This window comes from Microcoleus sp. K5-D4 (assembly GCF_036704575.1).
GTDB lineage: Bacteria > Cyanobacteriota > Cyanobacteriia > Cyanobacteriales > Microcoleaceae > Microcoleus.
In genome coordinates this window covers 78,993-97,778 of the sequence record NZ_JAUBSD010000008.1, presented here as the reverse complement: position 1 = coordinate 97,778, position 18,786 = coordinate 78,993, and the positions used below count along the sequence as shown (strand labels likewise).

General features: G+C 48.6%; 17 protein-coding genes and 1 pseudogene. 8 read left to right on the top strand and 10 right to left on the bottom strand.

What is annotated here, in order from left to right:
* The 3 genes and pseudogenes from QUA77_RS04655 to QUA77_RS04645 form a co-directional block, all read right to left on the bottom strand.
* A pseudogene (locus QUA77_RS04655) lies at positions 1 to 1,376 on the bottom strand (calcium-binding protein); the annotation flags it as partial.
* A 34-nt stretch (positions 1,377 to 1,410) separates the two neighbouring features.
* Positions 1,411 to 4,722 (bottom strand): Ig-like domain-containing protein, encoded by a 3,312-nt coding sequence (locus QUA77_RS04650; protein ID WP_333449398.1) that lies wholly within the window; start codon positions 4,720 to 4,722, stop codon positions 1,411 to 1,413.
* Positions 4,723 to 5,102: 380 nt separating this feature from the next.
* Positions 5,103 to 7,313 carry a recombinase family protein gene (locus QUA77_RS04645; RefSeq protein WP_333449397.1) on the bottom strand — a complete coding sequence of 737 codons (2,211 nt, stop codon included), beginning with the start codon at positions 7,311 to 7,313 and terminating at the stop codon, positions 5,103 to 5,105.
* Positions 7,314 to 7,365: 52 nt separating this feature from the next.
* On the opposite strand from QUA77_RS04645, the gene QUA77_RS04640 reads away from it, so the two are divergent.
* Together QUA77_RS04640 and QUA77_RS04635 are read left to right on the top strand one after the other, a co-directional pair.
* The gene (locus QUA77_RS04640) at positions 7,366 to 8,727 is read left to right on the top strand and encodes a proton extrusion protein PcxA (RefSeq protein ID WP_333449396.1); all 1,362 of its coding nucleotides are present in this window, start codon (positions 7,366 to 7,368) and stop codon (positions 8,725 to 8,727) included.
* Positions 8,658 to 8,894, top strand: a complete 237-nt coding sequence (locus tag QUA77_RS04635; protein ID WP_333449395.1) for a hypothetical protein — start codon at positions 8,658 to 8,660, stop codon at positions 8,892 to 8,894. Before QUA77_RS04640 ends, QUA77_RS04635 begins: the two co-directional genes overlap by 70 nt.
* A gap of 379 nt (positions 8,895 to 9,273) precedes the next feature.
* On the opposite strand, the gene rodA is transcribed toward QUA77_RS04635, so the two are convergent.
* The 3 genes from rodA to QUA77_RS04620 form a co-directional block, all read right to left on the bottom strand.
* On the bottom strand, positions 9,274 to 10,533 hold the full coding sequence (gene rodA / locus QUA77_RS04630; RefSeq protein ID WP_333036969.1) for a rod shape-determining protein RodA: 1,260 nt from the start codon (positions 10,531 to 10,533) through the stop codon (positions 9,274 to 9,276).
* A gap of 407 nt (positions 10,534 to 10,940) precedes the next feature.
* Positions 10,941 to 11,288, bottom strand: a complete 348-nt coding sequence (locus QUA77_RS04625) for a VOC family protein (protein WP_333064302.1) — start codon at positions 11,286 to 11,288, stop codon at positions 10,941 to 10,943.
* 61 nt (positions 11,289 to 11,349) lie between these two features.
* Complete coding sequence (locus QUA77_RS04620; protein WP_333449394.1) at positions 11,350 to 13,761, bottom strand: tetratricopeptide repeat protein; 2,412 nt, start codon at positions 13,759 to 13,761, stop codon at positions 11,350 to 11,352.
* Positions 13,762 to 13,975: 214 nt separating this feature from the next.
* Here QUA77_RS04620 and QUA77_RS04615 point away from each other — a divergent pair, with 214 nt between their 5' ends.
* The 5 genes from QUA77_RS04615 to QUA77_RS04595 all read left to right on the top strand — a co-directional run bounded on the left by QUA77_RS04615 (position 13,976) and on the right by QUA77_RS04595 (position 16,311).
* The gene (locus QUA77_RS04615; protein WP_333036967.1) at positions 13,976 to 14,182 is read left to right on the top strand and encodes an NfeD family protein; all 207 of its coding nucleotides are present in this window, start codon (positions 13,976 to 13,978) and stop codon (positions 14,180 to 14,182) included.
* Positions 14,183 to 14,211: 29 nt separating this feature from the next.
* Complete coding sequence (locus QUA77_RS04610; RefSeq protein WP_333066295.1) at positions 14,212 to 14,400, top strand: NfeD family protein; 189 nt, start codon at positions 14,212 to 14,214, stop codon at positions 14,398 to 14,400.
* Positions 14,401 to 14,479: 79 nt separating this feature from the next.
* The gene (locus tag QUA77_RS04605; RefSeq protein ID WP_333036965.1) at positions 14,480 to 14,662 is read left to right on the top strand and encodes an NfeD family protein; all 183 of its coding nucleotides are present in this window, start codon (positions 14,480 to 14,482) and stop codon (positions 14,660 to 14,662) included.
* Complete coding sequence (locus tag QUA77_RS04600; RefSeq protein WP_333036964.1) at positions 14,663 to 14,851, top strand: hypothetical protein; 189 nt, start codon at positions 14,663 to 14,665, stop codon at positions 14,849 to 14,851.
* Between the two features lie 266 nt (positions 14,852 to 15,117).
* Positions 15,118 to 16,311 carry a response regulator gene (locus QUA77_RS04595; RefSeq protein ID WP_333036963.1) on the top strand — a complete coding sequence of 398 codons (1,194 nt, stop codon included), beginning with the start codon at positions 15,118 to 15,120 and terminating at the stop codon, positions 16,309 to 16,311.
* A gap of 194 nt (positions 16,312 to 16,505) precedes the next feature.
* On the opposite strand, the gene QUA77_RS04590 is transcribed toward QUA77_RS04595, so the two are convergent.
* A complete protein-coding gene (locus QUA77_RS04590) occupies positions 16,506 to 16,841 on the bottom strand; it encodes a hypothetical protein (protein ID WP_333036962.1) in 336 nt (111 codons plus the stop codon).
* 168 nt (positions 16,842 to 17,009) lie between these two features.
* Positions 17,010 to 17,471 (bottom strand): transposase, encoded by a 462-nt coding sequence (locus QUA77_RS04585; RefSeq protein WP_333036961.1) that lies wholly within the window; start codon positions 17,469 to 17,471, stop codon positions 17,010 to 17,012.
* A 245-nt stretch (positions 17,472 to 17,716) separates the two neighbouring features.
* Between QUA77_RS04585 and QUA77_RS29270 the strand changes: the two genes are divergently transcribed.
* Positions 17,717 to 17,836, top strand: coding sequence for a polysaccharide deacetylase family protein (locus tag QUA77_RS29270; RefSeq protein WP_445242225.1), 120 nt, complete (start codon positions 17,717 to 17,719; stop codon positions 17,834 to 17,836).
* On the opposite strand, the gene QUA77_RS29265 is transcribed toward QUA77_RS29270, so the two are convergent.
* Both QUA77_RS29265 and QUA77_RS04575 read right to left on the bottom strand, forming a co-directional pair.
* Complete coding sequence (locus QUA77_RS29265) at positions 17,822 to 18,028, bottom strand: hypothetical protein (RefSeq protein WP_445302057.1); 207 nt, start codon at positions 18,026 to 18,028, stop codon at positions 17,822 to 17,824. The two genes, QUA77_RS29270 and QUA77_RS29265, sit on opposite strands and share 15 nt — an antisense overlap.
* Positions 18,029 to 18,151: 123 nt before the next feature.
* Entirely contained in the window at positions 18,152 to 18,727 is a 576-nt protein-coding gene (locus QUA77_RS04575; RefSeq protein ID WP_333449393.1) for a hypothetical protein, read from the bottom strand.
* Positions 18,728 to 18,786 lie beyond the last annotated feature (59 nt).

Below are 18,786 nucleotides of genomic sequence, written 5' to 3'. Positions count from 1 at the left end.
GTGGTTGGCTGGGTTGTCGTCCCCGTGGTTGGCTGGGTTGTCGTCCCCGTGGTTGGCTGGGTTGTTGTACCGCTTGTAGAAGGAGTTGTCCCGTTTGTGGGACTCGTTGTTGTCCCCTCAATGGTGAAGGGATTGTCGTTTACGCGCGGTATTTGAGCTGTAGTGAACCTAGATTCATCTAGCGAGTTCGATCGAACATCAATCAACACCGCCAAAAATTCCCCAGTTCGCCTGTCCCTAATAATCGTGTTGCTAGAATTCGAGCCTTGACCCTGGAAAATTTCTAACTCTGTAAAGTTCAGACCTCCAGCCAGACCGATCGAATCGCCGGCATTAAAATCTCTAATTACATCAGCATCGCCGATTTCGCGGCCGCCAGTAGTGAGAAACCCGTTGCCAGCCGACGTGCCCACCCTACCGAGAACAAAGATATCCGATCCCTCGCCTCCTGTCAGAGTATCAGACCCGCGATCGCCAGAAAGAATATCATCCCCAGCATCTCCCGACAAAGAATCATTGCCGTCGCCCCCGAAGATTAGGTCATCACCCTCGCCGCCATCACCAGTATCGTTACCAACACCCCCGCTGATAACATCCCCGCCCTCGGAGCCCAACAAAATATCATTGCCCCCAGCGCCAATCAGGCAGTCGTTACCCGTGTCGCCAAAAACAGTGTCACTGCCCTTGTCGCCAAAAATCAGGTCGTCCTCGCCACCTCCGCGCAGACAGTCATTGCCTTTACCGCCGTACAGCGAGTCGTTGCCTTCTGAACCCAAGACAATATCATTGCCCTGGTCGCCAAAAGCTACGTCATCGCCTTGGTCGCCAGAAACCAAGTCATCGCCTTTGCCACCCCGCGCCGTGTCATTGCCACGCCCGCCCTCAACGATATCTTTACCAGCGCCACCGTTGAGAGAATCGTTACCGTCTTCGCCCCTGACTATATCGTCCCCGTCCCGACTCAGAAGCGTGTCGTCGCCGGCACGCCCGGAAATCGTGTCATTGAACAAGCTGCCGATTAAATAGTTACTGCCGTCATTTGCGACAACTAAGCCATCGACAAAAAGTGGCTCTGGGGGAGGCGTGGGAACTGTCAGAGGTGGCCGGGGCACCGGGGTGATCGAAATGTCCGGCTGCGTCCCCGTCATCATCGGCTGCGTTCCCGACGACGGCGTAGGCTGCGTCCCCGTCATCATCGGCTGCGTTCCCGACGACGGCGTAGGCTGCGTCCCCGTCATCATCGGCTGCGTCCCCGTCATCATCGGCTCCGTTCCCGACGACGGCGTAGGCTGCGGCACGGTGCCGCTATCCAAACTATCCTCGTTCTCATCGGGTAGCCGCCCTTCGAGAAAAATTAGTGGTACTGCACCTGGCATTGTTCCGCCTCCTTGCGACGCTACTCAAAAACTACTAAATAAACTTAAAGTCAGATGCAGTAATGACGGTGCTGAGGGCTCCCGGCACTGTAGGAATAGAATTCAACACTCCCAAATCGAAAGCTGGGAGACTGTCATCTGCCACATTCGGGTCAAAGCCGAGAACGTACTTGTTAAAAGTATTGTTCAGGTACACGAAGAAAGCTCCCGTTTTGCTCGAACCCTTTTGATTCTTCAACACTGCATTTATTGCTTGAGCGTTATCAAATTTAGATTCAAACAAAATGACTGATTGCTTGCTGATGTCGTCGCCGCTAGACCCGATATTCCTGACGATAAAACTGGTGAAATCGAGAGTAGTTCCTGAGTTGGTTAAACCTGCGAAATTTGACGACCTGAACAAAAATCTGTCGGTCTCGCTGCCGTTAGCGTTAAAGTCAGCAATCACGTCCACGCCTTCGCTGGGAGTTTCGTAGTAGAAGAAATCATTGCCAACATCGCCCGTGAGCAAGTCAGAACCGTTGCCACCACCCAAAATGTCATTGCCTGCACCGCCGGAAAGCGAGTCGTTGTCATCGCCGCCCAATACCAAGTCATTGCCGAAGGCGCCGCTGAGACAGTCGCTGCCGGCACCGCCGTCGAGAGTGTCGTCGCCCGCTTGGCCGTCGAGGGAGTCGCTGCCGGCCTCGCCCAACACGTAGTCATTGCCCGAACCTCCGAGTCCAGTGTCGTTGCCTTCTCCACCCAACATCGTTTCATCGTTGTCGCCGCCGGAGATGGAATCGTTATTGATACCGCCGTCGACCAAGTTTCTGCCAAGTCCACCGTCGAGGATGTCGTCGCCTGCACCGCCCTCGAGGGAGTCGTCGCCAATGCCACCAAGTAAGGTGTCGATCCCAGCGCCACCAAGTATCGAGTCGTCGCCGGATTCTCCCAACATCGAGTCATTACCTGTTCCGCCCTCAATGGTGTCGTTGTTGTCACCGCCCAAGAGGTTGTCATTGTCATTGCCACCGAACATCAGGTCGTTGCCCAGTCCGCCGATCAGCGAGTCTATGCCGTCTTCGCCGTCAACGGTGTCGTTGCCCAGTCCGCCGTCAACGGTGTCATTGCCGATCGCACCCACCAGCGAGTCGTTGCCTGCTTCACCGAATTCGAGGTCGTTGCCGACACTGCCATCGATGATGTCGTTGCCGTCGCCCCCAGCGAGGGTATCATCGCCGGCCCCGCCGAGAATGAAGTCGCTGAGGTTGCTGCCTGTAAAGCTGCTGGCCGGGAGTGCGCTGCGATCGACAATATTATCTACCACCGTGATGCTGAAGGATGCCGGCCCGATAGTTGCAGATCCGTCGGAGGCTGTAAACGTGAAAGTGTCGCTGCCACCTGCTGCCAGCAAGTTGTATTTGACGATGTTGTTGTTGATATCGTCTTGGGTGAATTTGCCGCCCACGTTGAGAAAGGTGCTACCCCTTTGGACAAAACCTCTGGTAGCATCGGGGGCTTTAGTAATCGTGTAAACGATTTCCAAGGGGCTGTTGTCGGGATCTGTGACTAACAAATCGGCGGCGGTGATTGTCTGGGTAGGATTACTTTTGGCAACCACCACACCGTCGTTAATTATTAGCTGGGGCGGGCTACTGACGTTGAGAGTTACTACCGCCTTACTTGTGCCGCCGCTGCCGTCTGAGATCGAGTAGCTGAAGCTGTCAGTACCCGAGAAGCCCGGATTCGGGGTGTATTTGAATACGCCGCCGCCCACGGGAACCAGGCTCCCTTTGCTTGCTGGAGCAAAAGTCGTGACAGTCAGAGCGCTTTGTTCCTGGTCAGTGTCGTTCAACAGAACGTTGAAACTGAGTTCTTGACCCGCAACCGTGGTGAAGTTGTCGTTAACTGCTCTTGGAGGTTGGTTAAAGATGGGCGTCGGCGGTGTCGGCGGCGTCGGACTTCCTGTCGGCGTCGGACTTCCTGTCGGCGTCGGCGACCCCGGGAACGTAGGCCGCGGCTCGTCTGGCGTCGGACTGGTTGTCGGCGTCGGACTGGTTGTCGGCGTCGGACTGGTTGTCGGTGTCGGACTGGTTGTCGGTGTCGGACTGGTTGTCGGCGTCGGACTGGTTGTCGGCGTCGGACTGGTTGTCGGCGTCGGACTGTCTGTCGGCGTCGGCAGGGGAAGCGGAGTTGCGCTGCCGGGAACTGTGGGTGCAATTACAAATGAGCTTCGCCCTAGGGTTCTGCTGTCTACTCCGGGCAATACTGCTAAAAAGTCGCCGCTGACGCCGTTGCGAATAATTGTACTGCCAGCTTTGGTCTCAGTGCTTTGGAAGATTACCAAATCTTCAAACTTGAGGTCGCCACTTAACCCGATTAAATCTTCGCCTTGGCGAAAGTCTGTGAAAATGTCGGCATCGGCGAGATCTGGCCCGCCTGTGGTGAGAAATGCCGGGTTAGTGCCGTCGCTGCTGCTGCCGCTGGGGGAACTGAATGCACCGATGACGAAAACATCTCTGCCTTCGCCTCCTGCCACTACGTCTTTGCCTGTTTCGCCCCAAATAACGTCGTTGCCAGCACCAGCGTCCACGATGTCGTCGCCGTCACCGCCGAATACGATGTCGTCGCCGTCGCCGGAAAAAAATGTGTCCCCGCCGGCGTTTCCGTAGAGCCAGTCGCCTCCTTCGTTGCCAAATAGCAAGTCTTCGCCGTCGCCGCCGAAGAGCGAGTCGTTACCTTGGTCGCCCCACACGATGTCGTCGCCTCGATCGCCCAAAAAGCTATCGTCGCCAGAGCCTCCCCGCAAGCTGTCACTGCCTTTGCCGCCGTAAGCCGTGTCTCTGCCTTCGCCTCCGATTACCGTGTCGTTGCCGTCATTGCCATACAGCAGGTCGGGGTTATTTGCCCCGTCGAGGCAGTCGTTGCCTTTGCCTCCGTACAGCGTATCGAGTCCTAAACCGCCGTCGAGAACGTCGTTGCCGGGTGCGCCGAACAGCACGTCGTCATCATCTGCCCCGAATACTAAATCGTCGCCGTCGCCTCCTTGCAGGTTGTCGTTGCCTTGCAGCCCGGAAATCACGTCGGGCCCGGGACTCCCAACTAAGGAGTCGTTGGTTTCTCCGCCACGGACTACGCCGCCGATGATTCCGGGCGACGTACCTTGGCCTCCGCCCAATGTGTCGTCTATGCCACCAAATGTGTCGTCCCCGGAGGGAGTTGGCGTCGGCGGTTCTGGTGTTGGGGTTGGCGGTTCTGGTGTTGGTGTTGGCGTTTCTGGTTCTGGTGTTGGCGTTTCTGGTTCCGGTGTTGGCGGTTCTGGTGTTGGTGTTGGTATAATTACTACTGGCACTGCACTGGGCATTATTTTGGCTCCTTTAAACGACGATCCCGATTAACTTTAAGAACTGATTAGTATCAGTTTGTTGCCACAAATCTGGCTTAAAATTGATTAATAACCCCATCATTTCTAACATACTAAATCAAAACTGCAACGGCTATGGATATTTTTTAAGCTGGGCATCTTTTGATCTCAAAATATTAATGATTGCAGGTTTTGCTGCCTATCTTGGGTATACTTTAATATCGCGCCATTTCGATAGAACCTAGAAGTCTGGCTGCGAGTCAGCCCGGTGTATTTATCCAGAATCAGAAAAAATAAAAATCTTCGCCGTCATAATTTTTTCTTTCCGAATGTTCAATGACGAATACATCTCTGCCTCTTGCCTTCAGAAGCTGACTGTCTTATGCTGACTGCTGACAAGAAACAGAGCTGTTAATTAGGGGCAGAAGCGGCCCGGTTTGTTCTTGTCCACTGACGGATAGTTCGCTGTGGCAAAGGTAAAGCAGGGAACAGCGACTTAACAAATCTAGCAGAATTCGCCGCAGCCGCTGTTGGTCGGCCGCTGTTTCCTCTTCGGTTTCCCAGGGACGCCCCAGTTGCGATCGCAAAAATAAGGGAGCGCCAAACAATGTCGCGGCACCACCGCTCAGCCACAGAGGCGAGCCGGCATCCAGCCAAAAGTGCCATTTGTGGGAGCGGCGGCTGCTGCGGTACTGGAAGATGTTGGCGAGGGTGACGGCTCTGGCTGCTGGGCCTTCTGGACGCACTGGAAAGGGGTTGGCGGTGACAGTTCCTTGGCGCAACAACTGGATGAACCGGGCGATGGTTTCTGAGTCGCCACCGTTTGTTGGTTCTACGCGCTGCATTCGCCCGTTGATTTCCCAGTAGTGGGTGGCAGTTTCCATTAACTCGCGCAGGGCTGCTAGCCGATCGTAGGGGAGGTATCTGTCGTTCATGAGAAATTTCTGGATGGCTCGATCGAGCAGGGCAATTGGACTCGGCAACAGCCGCTCCTGCTGTTGCGACCGCTGTTGTTCGATCCACTCGACAATGTGCTTGTAGGCCCCGGCTGCTCGGTGTCCCAGTCTGTCCCACCGGGGAAAAGCTGTAATTTCCAGCAATTTAGGTCGCTCGAGATCGGGACGAAAACAGTGATCGGCAATTAAACCTGCTCTCACTTGGTCGATCGATTTTTGATTGTGGATTTGAGATTGTAGATTGAACGTCGAGTTGGAATCTTCTGTTTCCAATGAACGGTGTTTCTGGCTGCCCAACACTACCAGCATTTCGGCTGCGCCATCTCTATCGACTAAACGGCCGAGTCCCGGATAAACTAACGCTAACAAAGTGAGTAAAGCTCGAATCTCTGGGGTAGTCGAGAGGGGGCGCTGATCGTTGAGAGATACGGCGGCGATACCATCTCGCGCTAGAATTTCCGTTAAACTGTAACGGGCGATCGCATCCATCCCGGGGGCAATTACGGCGATTTCCTGCGGTTCCACGGCTTGTGACTTCACCGCATCCACGATGATTTCGGCGGTTTCTCGCAGCAGTTGAGCCCGGGAAGTGGTTTGGAGCGATCGAACCGATCCGGGCAAACTCAAGCCTAAAGGATAAAAACCCTCAGTATTAACTGCTAAACTTACCGCTAAATCTCCAATCTCTGGGGCTAAACCGGCTTGTGCGTCCAAATTTTCCACGCTTTGACAGCGGTCTTCGAGTCTGGCTAGGTATTCCGTGTCAGCCCCCAAGCCCAAACGCACTCCTCCATCTGAATTGTAGGAGAACGCCCCCGCTGCACCTTGGTCGAGCATTCGATCGAACAAATGGCGACTTATCGCCGGATAATCGTCTACATCGTCTGCGATCACAGCTTGGTATCTAGAGGCCAAATGCTGCTGGTAACTGCTATCCGGCAACAAATAGCGCCAGTAGAGTTCGCAAACAATCCCGTAAGTCAGGAACCCCCGCGTCAAGCACCATTCCCGCCACCTTTCCAGCAACTCTCCCATGCTAATCCACAGGTTGGTCGAGCCACCTGAGATAGCAAATCCCTGTTCCAGAATGCTGGGAATCTCTTCTCTGGGCGTACCGCTGACAGCAGCAAGTTGTAATAAGTCTAGTGTTCGACGCACCATTCGGTTTGGACTTACCCCTGTTTGTTGCAAAATGCCTTCGTCTAGTTCGCGACGCCAGAGTCTCGCGGCAAGTTCCAGTTCTGTTTCAGGTTGCAGCCGCAGGGGAAATTGAGCCCTCACATCCAGCGACTGAACTAGCAGGGGCCAAAATAACAATACCTCCTGCTCAAAAAAACCGAAGGGCGTTGTGGAGTGAAAGGTATATTTTCCTTCGGTAGCGACGGCGATGCGATCGGCTAATTCTAGCCGGTTGTCTCCGTTAGCTGCTAAGACTAAAATTGCTGGGGCAGTTTGTCCAGCCCGCCGCCGCCCGGAGATCGATCGCCCTGAAACTTTTGGGGGCAAGGGCTTGACAGTTTTGCTCCAAATGCAGAACTGCTCGACTAAACGAGTGGTTTTGCCACTGCGGCCAGATCCGACAATCCAAATTGAATCCTCCGTGGCAGTTCTCAATTTATGTAAATTTGTTACCATACCGTGAATACTCTAATCACTAATGTCTACAGCCAACTAACCAGCTTTAGCTATGAATACTTCTCCCTGGAACAGGATTGTAAAATATCTCTACAGCCTTCACCAATGGTATCGAGAAACGCCTGAGAGGGCTCTAGAACAGGCCTACGATGCTGCGTTAGCAATTAAGGCGATCGAAGACGAGCATTTTGGCGGTCAAGGAATCTCTGATCGATCGGGAGATTACGGACAAAGCACCCTGTCTTACTTTAAATCCGAACTGCAAAAATACCTCAAGGTCATCCAAACTCGAATGGTTGAGTTTAATGCTAGCCGTTCTTTTTTGGAACTGCCGGAGCGAGTTGGAGCCAAACCGAAAACGGGGCACAGCGCTGATTATCACCAGCATGGATTACATCTCAACAATAAAGATAGAGCATCCCTTATATTTGAGAAGCTAGAGTTTATTGATGGAGTCATCGACAAGTATATTAATAATAGTAGAGCGACGGCAATTGTTCCGGTTGTCACTTCAGTAAATGTGCAGGCTAAATCTACCAATAGCAGCTCTCCACTTGACCAAAATAAAGGTTCAGCTAATTCTGTTAAGATTCACGATGGTGAGGTTGACACTAACTATGAAGAAGTCAATTTATTACCGCGATCGCTTTTGGGAACTTTGAATCGCATCACTAAAGATTTAGACCCTGGAGCAGAAAAAGAAGTAGTTAAGAATTTTCGCAATTCCAAAGTAAAAACAATTATTTCTCTCAGATTTATTTTGCTTTTGATTTTAGTTCCGCTGTTGACGAATCAAATCTCCAAAAACTTTTTAGTCGGCCCGGTGGTGGACCATTTTAGAGGAAAAGAAAATGCTCCTCTTTTCATAAATGTTAACCTGGAAGAAGAAGCATTTCAAGAACTGGAGAGATTTGAGCAGCACCTCAAATTTGAAAGGTTAATAGGCACTGCTCCGTCGCTTTCTTTAGAGGAAACGGAAAAGAAGATTGCCGAGAAAGCAGTTGAACTAGCGGAGGAATACCGATCTGAAAGTGGTGGAGCTATTAAAAATATTTTTGCCGATTTGATTTCCTTGATTGCCTTTGCCGCGATTATCGTCACTAACAAGAAAGAGATTGAGATTTTAAAGTCTTTCATGGACGATGTGATTTACGGGCTCAGCGACAGTGCGAAAGCTTTCGTAATTATTTTGTTTACAGATGTGTTTGTGGGATTCCACTCGCCTCATGGTTGGGAAGTAGTTCTTGAAGGTGTATCGAGGCATTTGGGACTGCCAGAAAATAGGCAGTTCATATTTTTGTTCATTGCAACGTTTCCAGTGATCTTGGATACGGTATTTAAGTATTGGATATTCCGTTATTTAAACCGGAGTTCGCCTTCGGCTGTTGCTACGTACAAGAATATGAACGAATAATCAGAGGCGAAGGAAGTTCGGCAACGAGCAATGTACGGGATGTAACGGATGTTAGGAAGAAGGCAGAAGGAAGTTCGGCAACGGATTCTGTAACGGATGTTAGGAAGAAGGCAGAAGGAAGTTCGGCAACGGATTCTGTAACGGATGTAACGGATGTCAGGAAGTAGGAAGAAGGAAGAAAGAACGAAAAAGAAAAAAAGATGTAATAATAGCAATGGTTTCAGGCATTGATCACGTCCTCAGTAGGGCGTCCACTGCACACTGAGTGGCTTACCCATAGCGCACAAAAGCATTTATTGTTTGCGTCCGGAGTGGTTTAATTAAGTTGATCTACTTAAGCTGTTGGGCCTCTAAATTTTATTTTGGGGCGGGTTCTCGTGGGCACCCCACAAGAATTTTATCAAACTTGACAGTCATAAAGCTTCCGCTCAGGAAGCGTAAAATTTAGATGCGCCTTGGCAGATATAAAAAAAATGCGATCGCCCGCAGAATCTCTCGAAAGAAATCAAAAGCGCGATCGCATTCCCAGAACCAATTACCAATGACCTAATTCCAACGCTTCTTGCGCTGTCGCTGGCTTGCCACCGCCTCCACCAGTCCCAGGCCGAGAAAATTACTCAGCAGCGACGCATTCCCGTAACTCAGGAAAGGCAGGGGAATGCCCGTAACTGGAGCCAAGCCAATGTTCATGCCAATATTTACGAACACCTGAAAAATCAACATTGACAGTACGCCGATCGCTAGCAAAGAACCAAAATTATCGTTAGCAGTTTGAGCGATCGTCACCAACCGGAAACAAATGATCCAGAACACCAACAGCACGCAAATGCAGCCAATAAACCCCAATTCTTCGCCAATAGCTGAAAAGATAAAGTCCGTATGCTGTTCGGGAATAAAGTTAAGCTGAGTTTGCGTTCCGTGAAATAAACCCCTGCCTTTGAGCTCCCCGGCCCCAATAGCAATCCGAGATTGAATCAAGTGATATCCGCTGCCTAAAGGGTCTTTCTCGGGGTTTAAAAACCCTGTTAGGCGCATTTTTTGATAATCCTTGAGCACATTCCAAAAAATATGTCCGAGGTGTCCAGAAACAACGTTCACCAACACAGCACCGAAAGTCCCCAACCACGGCCAAGGCAGGGTTCGCCAAGCGATAATACCCGCAACAACTACCCAGGCTATCCAAATCGGTGTAGACAGGTTATTGAAGAGAACTGAGATTAGAGGAGAGAATAGCAATATTAGCCAGCCGGGATTGACATTACCCCAGTAAAACATCCCCATTGTGATCGCGCCGAAGACTAAGGAAGTACCTAAATTTGGTTCGGCAAAGATCAATCCCCAGGGTACAGCCATAATCGCCAGCATCCTCAACATATTACCCACCGTGGGAACAGTCTTGTCGTGCAGGAGAGCTGCTAAAGTGACAATCATGCCTACTTTGGCAAATTCTGACGGTTGCAGGTAGAAGCCGCCGATGTTGATCCACCGCTGGGCACCGAGCCCTGTAGTACCGATAAAGCGCACTGCGATCAGGGACAAATTGATTAATATGTAAATCGGCCATTTCCACTCAAGCAGTGTTTGGTAACGGCAGCGGGAAATGATGATGGCGAGGAACAAACCGACTGCCCCAGTTACCCAGTGCCGCCACCAGTCGATCAGCCCCTGGTTGATTTCGACGCTGCGGATCATGATGCCCCCGAAGATGGTGAGGCCGATGCAAGCGGCAAACAGCCAAGGGTCTGCTTCTTCCCAGGGTTTGAAGATGAATTTCCAGCGGTTTCTGACTTGTATTCTCTGCAACATGAGGATTTTAGATTTTAGATTTTAGATTTTAGATTATCGAGCTGATTTTCGGAACTTGTGGATATATTTCGGATTCACAGCCTGCACCTTAATGTAGAAGCGTCGGTGTGAGTACCTCACATTATTCGGGGAGTTGCAGCGAGGTTCCGGGCCGTCAGCAATGGGCTAGGGGTTCCGTGCCCAAAAATCTCCATGTAGGGTGCGCCGATGGGTACCTTAAGTAACCACACAAAATTAATTACATAAAGACTCCTTGCTAGGCAAGGGTTTCAGTATAAATATTGTGTAATTAATTCTGCACACCTACTTACCAGGATGTGGAACGACAAATCAAGGTTTGAGGTGACAGGGGGCGGTTCCCGATCGCACAATAGCCTGATCGTCGCGATCCGCAAGTCCGAAAATAGTCAGGCCGGTTCGTAAAGGTACTCGAAGCCGTTCCCATCTGGATCTCTGCCGTAGAAGGATGCTGTACCGTCGCGGTGTTCGTGAATGTGGGTGACGGAAACACCATCGGCTTTGAGTTGTTGGTAGGCGGATTCCATTTCGGTACGATCGTCAAATACAAACCCAAAATGCGGCCCTGCTTGGTCGTAACTCGGACTCAACAGCGCCAATCCGTCCTCTCCTGCTTTCAAATAAGCCCAGTCTGCATCTTTCCAGACTAACTCCATACCCAAGTTGCGGTAGAATTCAGCAGACTTCTCTATGTCTTGCACGCAGACGGCTACGTGTCCCAATCGTTTTAGTTTCATATCTACAAAGTTTACGGTTGTTCTTTCATTTATTGTATCTATTTTCGGATTTTTTGCTCGATTAATTAGGTATTTTTTCTATTTTTTTTGTTGCGGCTAACTGTACTTTTTCTACTTGTTTGCTAGCGTCCATTTCGCTGAACAGTTGAATGGCGCGCTCAAAATTTTCTTGGGTTTTCTCGGTGTTACCAAGTTTTTGTTCTGTCAGTGCTAGTTGATAGCAAGCTTCGGCTCGGTCTAATTTAGCGCTAGCTCGATCGAGTATTTCTATTGCTTCTGCATGGTGCTGCAGGGCTTGGTCAATTTCTCCCCCTTCTCGGTACAGCGCTGCTATAGCGCTGAGAGCTTTGGCTTTGATGGTGTTGTACTGGTTTTGGTCGGCTTGGGCGATCGCTTGGCGGTACAAGCTCAAAGCTTTCTCTGTCTCTCCCAGGTTTTGATAGGTGGCGGCGAGAAAAACTAACTTGTATCCCGTACCCACCAACTGACTGTTTTCCCGATCGGCATACAGTTTTTCGGCGAGCTCTTCCGCCTCTTTTTTGGCTCCGACACAGGAGTTGAGGAAAGCTAACCCGACATCGATCGAATAGCTATTAATCCCGATTTCGTCCCGCGAATTTTTCAGCTTTACAAATATCTCCATAGCTGATTCTAATTCGCCCATTTCTATTTGACAAAAACCTATATTAATTGCAGCGTTAACTTTCCAGAATTCCAGATTAGCTTGTTTGCCGTTTTCCGGTTCGCCGCTTTTAGCTAAAATTTGCAAAGATTTAGTGGCTTTTATTTCTGATATTTGATGGCATTCTATGGCTTGATTTATTTCACCTAAGATCCTGTGACAAATACCTAAAATACTGTATAACCCGCTCAAATAATAATCAGAAGTCACATTGTTAACGATCCGAGTAGTTGCTGAAATTATTGGCTGCAAGAAACCTAATTTGTAGAGCGCTCTACCGAGCTTGTAATCTTTTGCAAACTGGATATTGATTTTTTTGAGGATAACGCTCGCGGCCTGCTCGAAACAGCTAATTGCTACATAATGATAGTAAGCTTCAAAAGCTTTCAGCGCATCTTCTACAGTCTCAATATTTTCAACACTCTCGCTCCAGAACTCGGCGGCTTTGCGGTTTGCAGTTTCCCAGTCTCCGGGCGAGAGCCGATCGACCGCTTCTTCGCGAATTGCTGGATGCAGCCAGTATTCGCCCTTCTGAGACTCGACTAGCGATCGGTGCAACAGCGATTTAATGATTTGTCGCCGTCCGGCTTCCGGCACGTCCCACAGCAAACACAAAAGTCCGTCAGTAGGGACTGTCGGTACATCTTGATAGCGGTAACAGCCCAAGCGACAGAGGAGTTGATAGGCTTCCGAATCGAGTTCGAGGAGGCGGTTGAATTGACTGGTAACTAAATTTTTTAAGTCTGTTTCAACGAGCGGATCTTCGCTGTTTTCCAGCCAGTAAGCCGCCATGTCTCCGTCAAAATCTTCTCGGATTGTGCCGCAAATAATGCCCATTGCTTTGGCATTGCCGCCGTAAACTTTGTGCATTTCCTTGAGGGCGACATCATCTATATTGATGTTGCGGGCGCTAAAAAACTGCTGCCAAACTTCTACTTCCAATCCCGGAAGCAAGTAGTGTTCGACGGTTACATCTGAATCGCAAAGTCGATCGCGACTGGTAATCAGCGTTACCGACTGCACCGCTGCGTCAGCCAAAACTCGCAACAGTTCCACGTAAAGCCGGTGCGGTTCAATAAACTTACCTTGTCCGTCGAGTGCGGCTTCCAAATTGTCAATCAATACGCCGACTTTGTGAGTCTGAAGCTGCCGCTTCAGCCGCCCCAGGGTGACGCCAAAGTCTGGCCCTGGTTCTTCCTGAAAGTCTTGCTTGAGCCATTCTTCGATCGCGCTTTCCAAGGCCGTGATGTTCTCTGTCTCTTTTGCCATCAACAGTTCAATGGTTCGATCAAACCCTTGAGATTTGAGATACTGTCTGGCCAAAGTTGTTTTGCCGATACCGCCGGCACTTTGGATGACAATCACTTTTGCACCTTGGGCGACAAGAGTATTGAGATCTTCGATCGCCCCGAAGCGGCCTAAAAAATTAGGGTTTTCGATTTCCAAATCCGCATCGGGGTTGTTAGGCACTTGGGCCGGAACCGTTTGTCCCGACTGCGGTTCTAGTTTCGAGTAGCTGCGCCAATACCTCTCTACAACCGCTTGAAGGTTGTCTCTTTTAACTTTTTCGCCTTCTCCAAACAGCGCTGAAAGTCGCTTCCACAAATTAGAGGCAGCGTCCTTAACAGTCCCTACTCCATACCCTTCACTATCTGCAACCTGTTGGTACGTCCTGCCTTGCACGCCTTGCCAAGCTTCGCGAAAGATCGCGCTGTCAAGGTTGTCGAGAGTTTTCAGGTTTCGAGCCACAAGTAACGAGTTGGTAAAATCCAGTGCACGATCGGCTTCCATTTAGTCACCAGGTTTAGCGTTACCTATCTGACACAACTTTAACAGACTTTTTCCGACTCGCTTACACGCTCAAACAGTGGACTTGTATAGACTTTTCCCGACTGACACGGCCGAGGTTGGCCGGGGATACTGTTGAGTGTGGAGGGGAAGTTGACAGGCAAGCTTCTAACTTACACACCAATCAAGTCGAGTTTATATTCAGGAGAAAGCAGCTATGTCTATTAACGATGTTGAAACAGCGATCGTAGATGAACAAATTCGCCCTCAAGAATGCGGCCGCGTTCGTTTCCAAAACAGTTGGTGGCCGGCGAAGTGCGATCGAGACATGACTTTTGAACCCGGTGAGGTGGTTCGCGTTGTGGGAATTGAAAATATTACTTTGATCGTTGCAGCGTCGTTTGCGATCAATTCTGAAAGTTAAGGCAAATCTACAATCGGGAGCAAGCAATCATGAATTTTGACAATTCTGAAAAAGCGATCGTGGATGAAGAAATTCGACCTAATGAGTCCGGTCGCGTTCGTTTCCAAAACAGTTGGTGGCCGGCGAAGTGCGATCGAGACCTGACTTTTGAACCTGGTGAGGTGGTTCGCGTAGTCGGAATTGACAATATTACTTTGATAGTTGAAGCGTCGTTATAAATCAATGGCTTAGGGAGTCGAGCTATAGGTTTATAGCCTCCCAACGTTCAGGCCAACCTAGAAGCAGGAGAAAGTAATCATGACTGTCAGCCATTTGGAAAGAGCGATCGTTGAAGAAGAAATTAAACCAAATCAGTCCGGCAGTGTGCGATTTCAAAGCAGTTGGTGGCCTGCCAAGTGCGTTCGAGAAATAACTTTGCAACCCGGTGAAGTTGTTCGCGTCGTGAGCCTTGACAACATTACTCTGATAGTTGAAGCGTAGTTGGAAAGCAATCTGGAGGTGGGGAGTTATCGGAGGGTAGAACAAATAAATTTGCGATCGCGTTTCTATCTCGATACATTTCTCTTCAAGCGCGCGATCGTACTTCTCGCCTCTGTTAATTTCCAGATTCTAGAGTTTGACCTCAACCACAACTCACCGCTGACAGTTTTGTCGGCGGTTTTTTTGTAGGCGTTCAGGGGGTGACACGCAACTTAAAAGCCTTGTGCTGAAAAGGGTTTAAGGCGATCGCCCTCAAAAGAATTAGGCTGCCGCGAGCTTCTTTTGCATATCTCGACAAGGTGGAATCAGGATCGAGGGCGATCGCCCCGGAGCGTAATTGTCAATAAGTCTGTCATAATAGCTATTAGAAATTTCTCCACCGAGTTAGTACGGTGCATAACTCAAAATTAGGGTGTAAAACTGGAAAAACCTTACCCGATGAGATCGATTTGTACATGACTTTTCAAGAAGCCCTAGAATTTATCGAATCAGCCTTAGAGTCCAAGACCAGTAAAACGTTAAGTTTGCTTGAAAAAGAAATCTTAAAAGCTGCTTGGGAAAACGCAACTTATAGTGTACTTGCTGACAGCTTGTACCTGAGCATAGGACATATCAAAGATTTAGCTGCCATCCTGTGGCAGCGGCTTTCAGACGTAATGGGAGAAAAAGTTACTAAAAATAACTTCCGCTCTCTGCTAGAGAAGCAAAACACCACAAGTGCGATCGTCGATGCCAAAGTCCAAGGCGAACCTATGACGATGGCTTCGGTAGGAGAAAGTGACATCAATGAATTACAAACTTACAAAGGAAACATTTTAATTGTTGATGACATCCAAGAGAATCTGCGTTTTCTAACAAGAATTCTAACTAACGAGGGGTACAAAGTTCGCGGCGTCACCAAGGGTGCGATGGCCTTGAGGACGGTTCGTCATTATCCCCCCGATGCTATATTGCTGGATATTAAAATGCCAGACATGGATGGCTATCAAGTCTGCGAAGCCCTAAAATCGGATGAAAACACCTCAGAAATTCCGATTATTTTCTTAAGCGCGCTCGATCAAGTTCTGGATAAAGTCAAAGCTTTTAAGGTAGGGGGAGCTGACTACATCTCTAAACCTTTTCAGTTGGAAGAAGTGCTAGTTCGCCTCGAAACTCAGGTCACTATCCAGCACCAAAAACGCCAGCTTAAAGAAGCAATCGAGCGACACCAGCAAACCGCAGAAATTGCCTACCAATCTCGCACCCTGTTGGCAAACTTGCTAAACTCATCTCTGGATGGAATAGCTGCAGTGGAGGCGATGAGGGGGGATATCGCTGGAGAAATTGAAGATTTTCGCTGCTTGATAGTTAACCCTGTCTTTGCCAGACTCTTAGGAAAAAAACGAACCGAACTCGCGGGCGAACCCGTTCTGAAAAAACTGCTTAATCAATTGAGTCCAGGATTGTTTGATTTGTTAGTAGAAGTTGTTGAGACTGGAGAATCGCTTGAAGGAGAGGTTCATCTAGAAACTAATTACGGCAAATGCTATTATTTCACTGCTGTGAGATTGGGAGACGGTTGCTCAATTACCATCCGTGATCTTACGGACTTAAAACAGTCGGCATTAAAGTCAATGATCGAACAGAACAAACGGCGTGTTATCAAATAGGATAAACGGCGCTTACGCAATCTGACCCAGAAACCGGGTTTTTTACCGAATCTACGGGCTGCACTGCGTCTTTTCGTCAGGACTTACGCAATCTGATCCAGAAACCGGGTTTTTTAGGGAATCTACGGGGTGTAACCAAGTATTATCCTAAAAAAAGCCGGTTTCTGACTACCCCTGTGTAATTCCTAAAAATATCAATATTCACCAACCAAGGGTTCACTTAAATCGAGAATCTTCTCAAACTGAAACTTCCTCACCCAATTTCTGAGAGTTTGAAGCTCGAAAGCGTGAGATTCAAGAATCTCCTCTAGGAGTTGAAAAACTAATTCCCAATCAGCGTCAATAGCTGCTTCATATAATTTTACCATCCATTTTTTTGACATCGCTGCTAATAAACGAGTGAAATTTAACAGTTCTCCAGTCACATTAGAAGGGGGACAGGGTAGCTCTTGATCCTGATAAATATAAAGGATTCCCCAATGTTTAGCCATGATGTCAAAGATGGCTTCTGTGTGGAACGGTTTTGGCACAAAAGTCTAGTGAGCGATTCATCCTGCCTGTTTGTTGGGGGGAAATATAAGTTAATGTCCCTTCTAGAATATTAGGACTTTTGAGGGTGGGATTCTCTTGGGATAGGATGGTAGATAAGCCAAAGTCAATAATTTTTAATTGTCCTGTTTCAATACTCCGGACAGTTTTTAAGCAGCCAGAGTACCATAAGACAAGACTGAAGGAAGGTTAGGGTGATTTAAAATCAAATCCGGGTCTAAATCTAACTTATCAATAAAGCTAGAAAGTAGATGCTTATTTAATTCCAGACGTTTATAATAGGCCATAGAAAACACAAACGACTTGGCAGATGAATGACAACTATAGAGTTGATGTTTGGCTAAATTTAAGGCAATAAGACTGGCATTAAAATGAAAATCAAGCCGTGGTAGATGACGAGCTTGACAATCAGACAATCCCGTAAATTGCTTGGCATCCCGAAAAATAAATTCAATCTGGAAGCGAGCCTGATAATATTCAACAATTTGCTCAGGTGATAGGTGAATATCAGTGCTAAACAATAAAGCATTTTTGATTTTGCCATTGGCTTGAACCTCAGAAATACAAGCCAAACTAATTTGACAGTTTAAACAACAACGACCGACCTCCAATGTATATAATGAAACTCCAGGTTTTCAATACTTCGGACAGTTTTATATCTAATCGAGTGTCCGAAACCCAGACTGGCTATATGGTGGACTATTATTTCAAGGTTTAAGTAAGCGCCCTAAGTTTCCTAAAATGCGTTAAAAATGGCAGGGCTTTCTCGCGATCGGCTTACAGGGCCGTTAAAAAACTGTCCGAAGTATTGTTATATGATGACTCTTATCAACTCCTTTTGTAAAGCTTGATTGAGATGCTCTTACCCTGCATCAACCGCGCCGATACTGAAGTGAAAGTTGTTGCCCTCACCTACGACCACGGACCCTATTCTCCCTATACAAATCAGCTTTTAGATATCTTAGACCGCTATTAAGTTAAAGCAACTCTTTTTGAAATCGATCGCAATATTGAGAAACATCCCGAAATCGTGAAAATGATTGTCGCGAGGGGAGATGAGTTGGCAAACCATTCCTAATCTCACAAATCGCATTTGCCATGCTGCTCTGGCTGCAAGAAAATCTAATTCAGGCATCAAAGTCGGAACTAAAGCTGCCCAAAACTGCACCTGTAAAGCAGAGTTAGTAGCAATTTTTTTAACCAGTTCCAGGAGCAAAACGAGGTTCTAGGTGGTTTCCGGGAGGCGAGAACCGGGGAGAAGGGCGATCGTCCGAACTCCGGATATTAATTCCTAATCTTTGCCCGTAGAATTGAGGTTGTCCATGACAGGATTGCCGACAAACTGAGCTTTCTTTAAACCCTGTCGGTTTAAGTCAGTAGCAGCCAAAGCATCTCTAGTAAAAACCGCCAGACATTTCTCTGAGCAAAGCAACTGCCACAAGATTAAACCCAAATCGACTCGCCCCTCGTAATAACTAGAATGAGCCGATAGAAAAATTATATAGGGGCGGTTGCTGGCATGGGCGATCGCCGCAGCGACAATATCCCCAGTTGGCACCACCCAATCGCAGTGGCGCGAATGCGTCCAAACAGCCTGCAATTGCTGCCAAGTCAAAGCAATTAGGCGCGCCCCAACATCTTTGAGGAAAAACAGGGGATTCATGTAAAAAACTCCCCCAGACCGCATTTGACTGGTGGGCCCAATAATTGGCACGGTCGATCGGCGGTAAGCAGCCCCGTCACCTACAATCGGGATTGCCGAAACATCAACATCCGCGCCAGATACTCTTAAAGCTTTGAGAATTTGACAGTTAATCGAGTCTTCCCCGTGACTGTTGCTGAGGAAAAGTATCCTCTTCGATTTCATATAATCGGAATACAATCAGAATCAGTGCCGAGCTTTTTTTAAAGACAGCGGTGCGATAG

Excerpts from the sequence above, each read along its gene's own strand:
- QUA77_RS04645 (WP_333449397.1), bottom strand. The coding sequence starts at position 7,313 with ATGGTAACAAATTTACATAAATTGAGAACTGCCACGGAGGATTCAATT.
- QUA77_RS04605 (WP_333036965.1), top strand. The coding sequence starts at position 14,480 with ATGACTGTCAGCCATTTGGAAAGAGCGATCGTTGAAGAAGAAATTAAA.
- QUA77_RS29270 (WP_445242225.1), top strand. The coding sequence starts at position 17,717 with ATGCTCTTACCCTGCATCAACCGCGCCGATACTGAAGTGAAAGTTGTT.
- QUA77_RS04615 (WP_333036967.1), top strand. The coding sequence starts at position 13,976 with ATGTCTATTAACGATGTTGAAACAGCGATCGTAGATGAACAAATTCGC.
- QUA77_RS04610 (WP_333066295.1), top strand. The coding sequence starts at position 14,212 with ATGAATTTTGACAATTCTGAAAAAGCGATCGTGGATGAAGAAATTCGA.
- rodA (WP_333036969.1), bottom strand. The coding sequence starts at position 10,533 with ATGTTGCAGAGAATACAAGTCAGAAACCGCTGGAAATTCATCTTCAAA.
- QUA77_RS04595 (WP_333036963.1), top strand. The coding sequence starts at position 15,118 with ATGACTTTTCAAGAAGCCCTAGAATTTATCGAATCAGCCTTAGAGTCC.
- QUA77_RS04620 (WP_333449394.1), bottom strand. The coding sequence starts at position 13,761 with ATGGAAGCCGATCGTGCACTGGATTTTACCAACTCGTTACTTGTGGCT.
- QUA77_RS04650 (WP_333449398.1), bottom strand. The coding sequence starts at position 4,722 with ATGCCCAGTGCAGTGCCAGTAGTAATTATACCAACACCAACACCAGAA.
- QUA77_RS04640 (WP_333449396.1), top strand. The coding sequence starts at position 7,366 with ATGAATACTTCTCCCTGGAACAGGATTGTAAAATATCTCTACAGCCTT.
- QUA77_RS04575 (WP_333449393.1), bottom strand. The coding sequence starts at position 18,727 with ATGAAATCGAAGAGGATACTTTTCCTCAGCAACAGTCACGGGGAAGAC.
- QUA77_RS04625 (WP_333064302.1), bottom strand. The coding sequence starts at position 11,288 with ATGAAACTAAAACGATTGGGACACGTAGCCGTCTGCGTGCAAGACATA.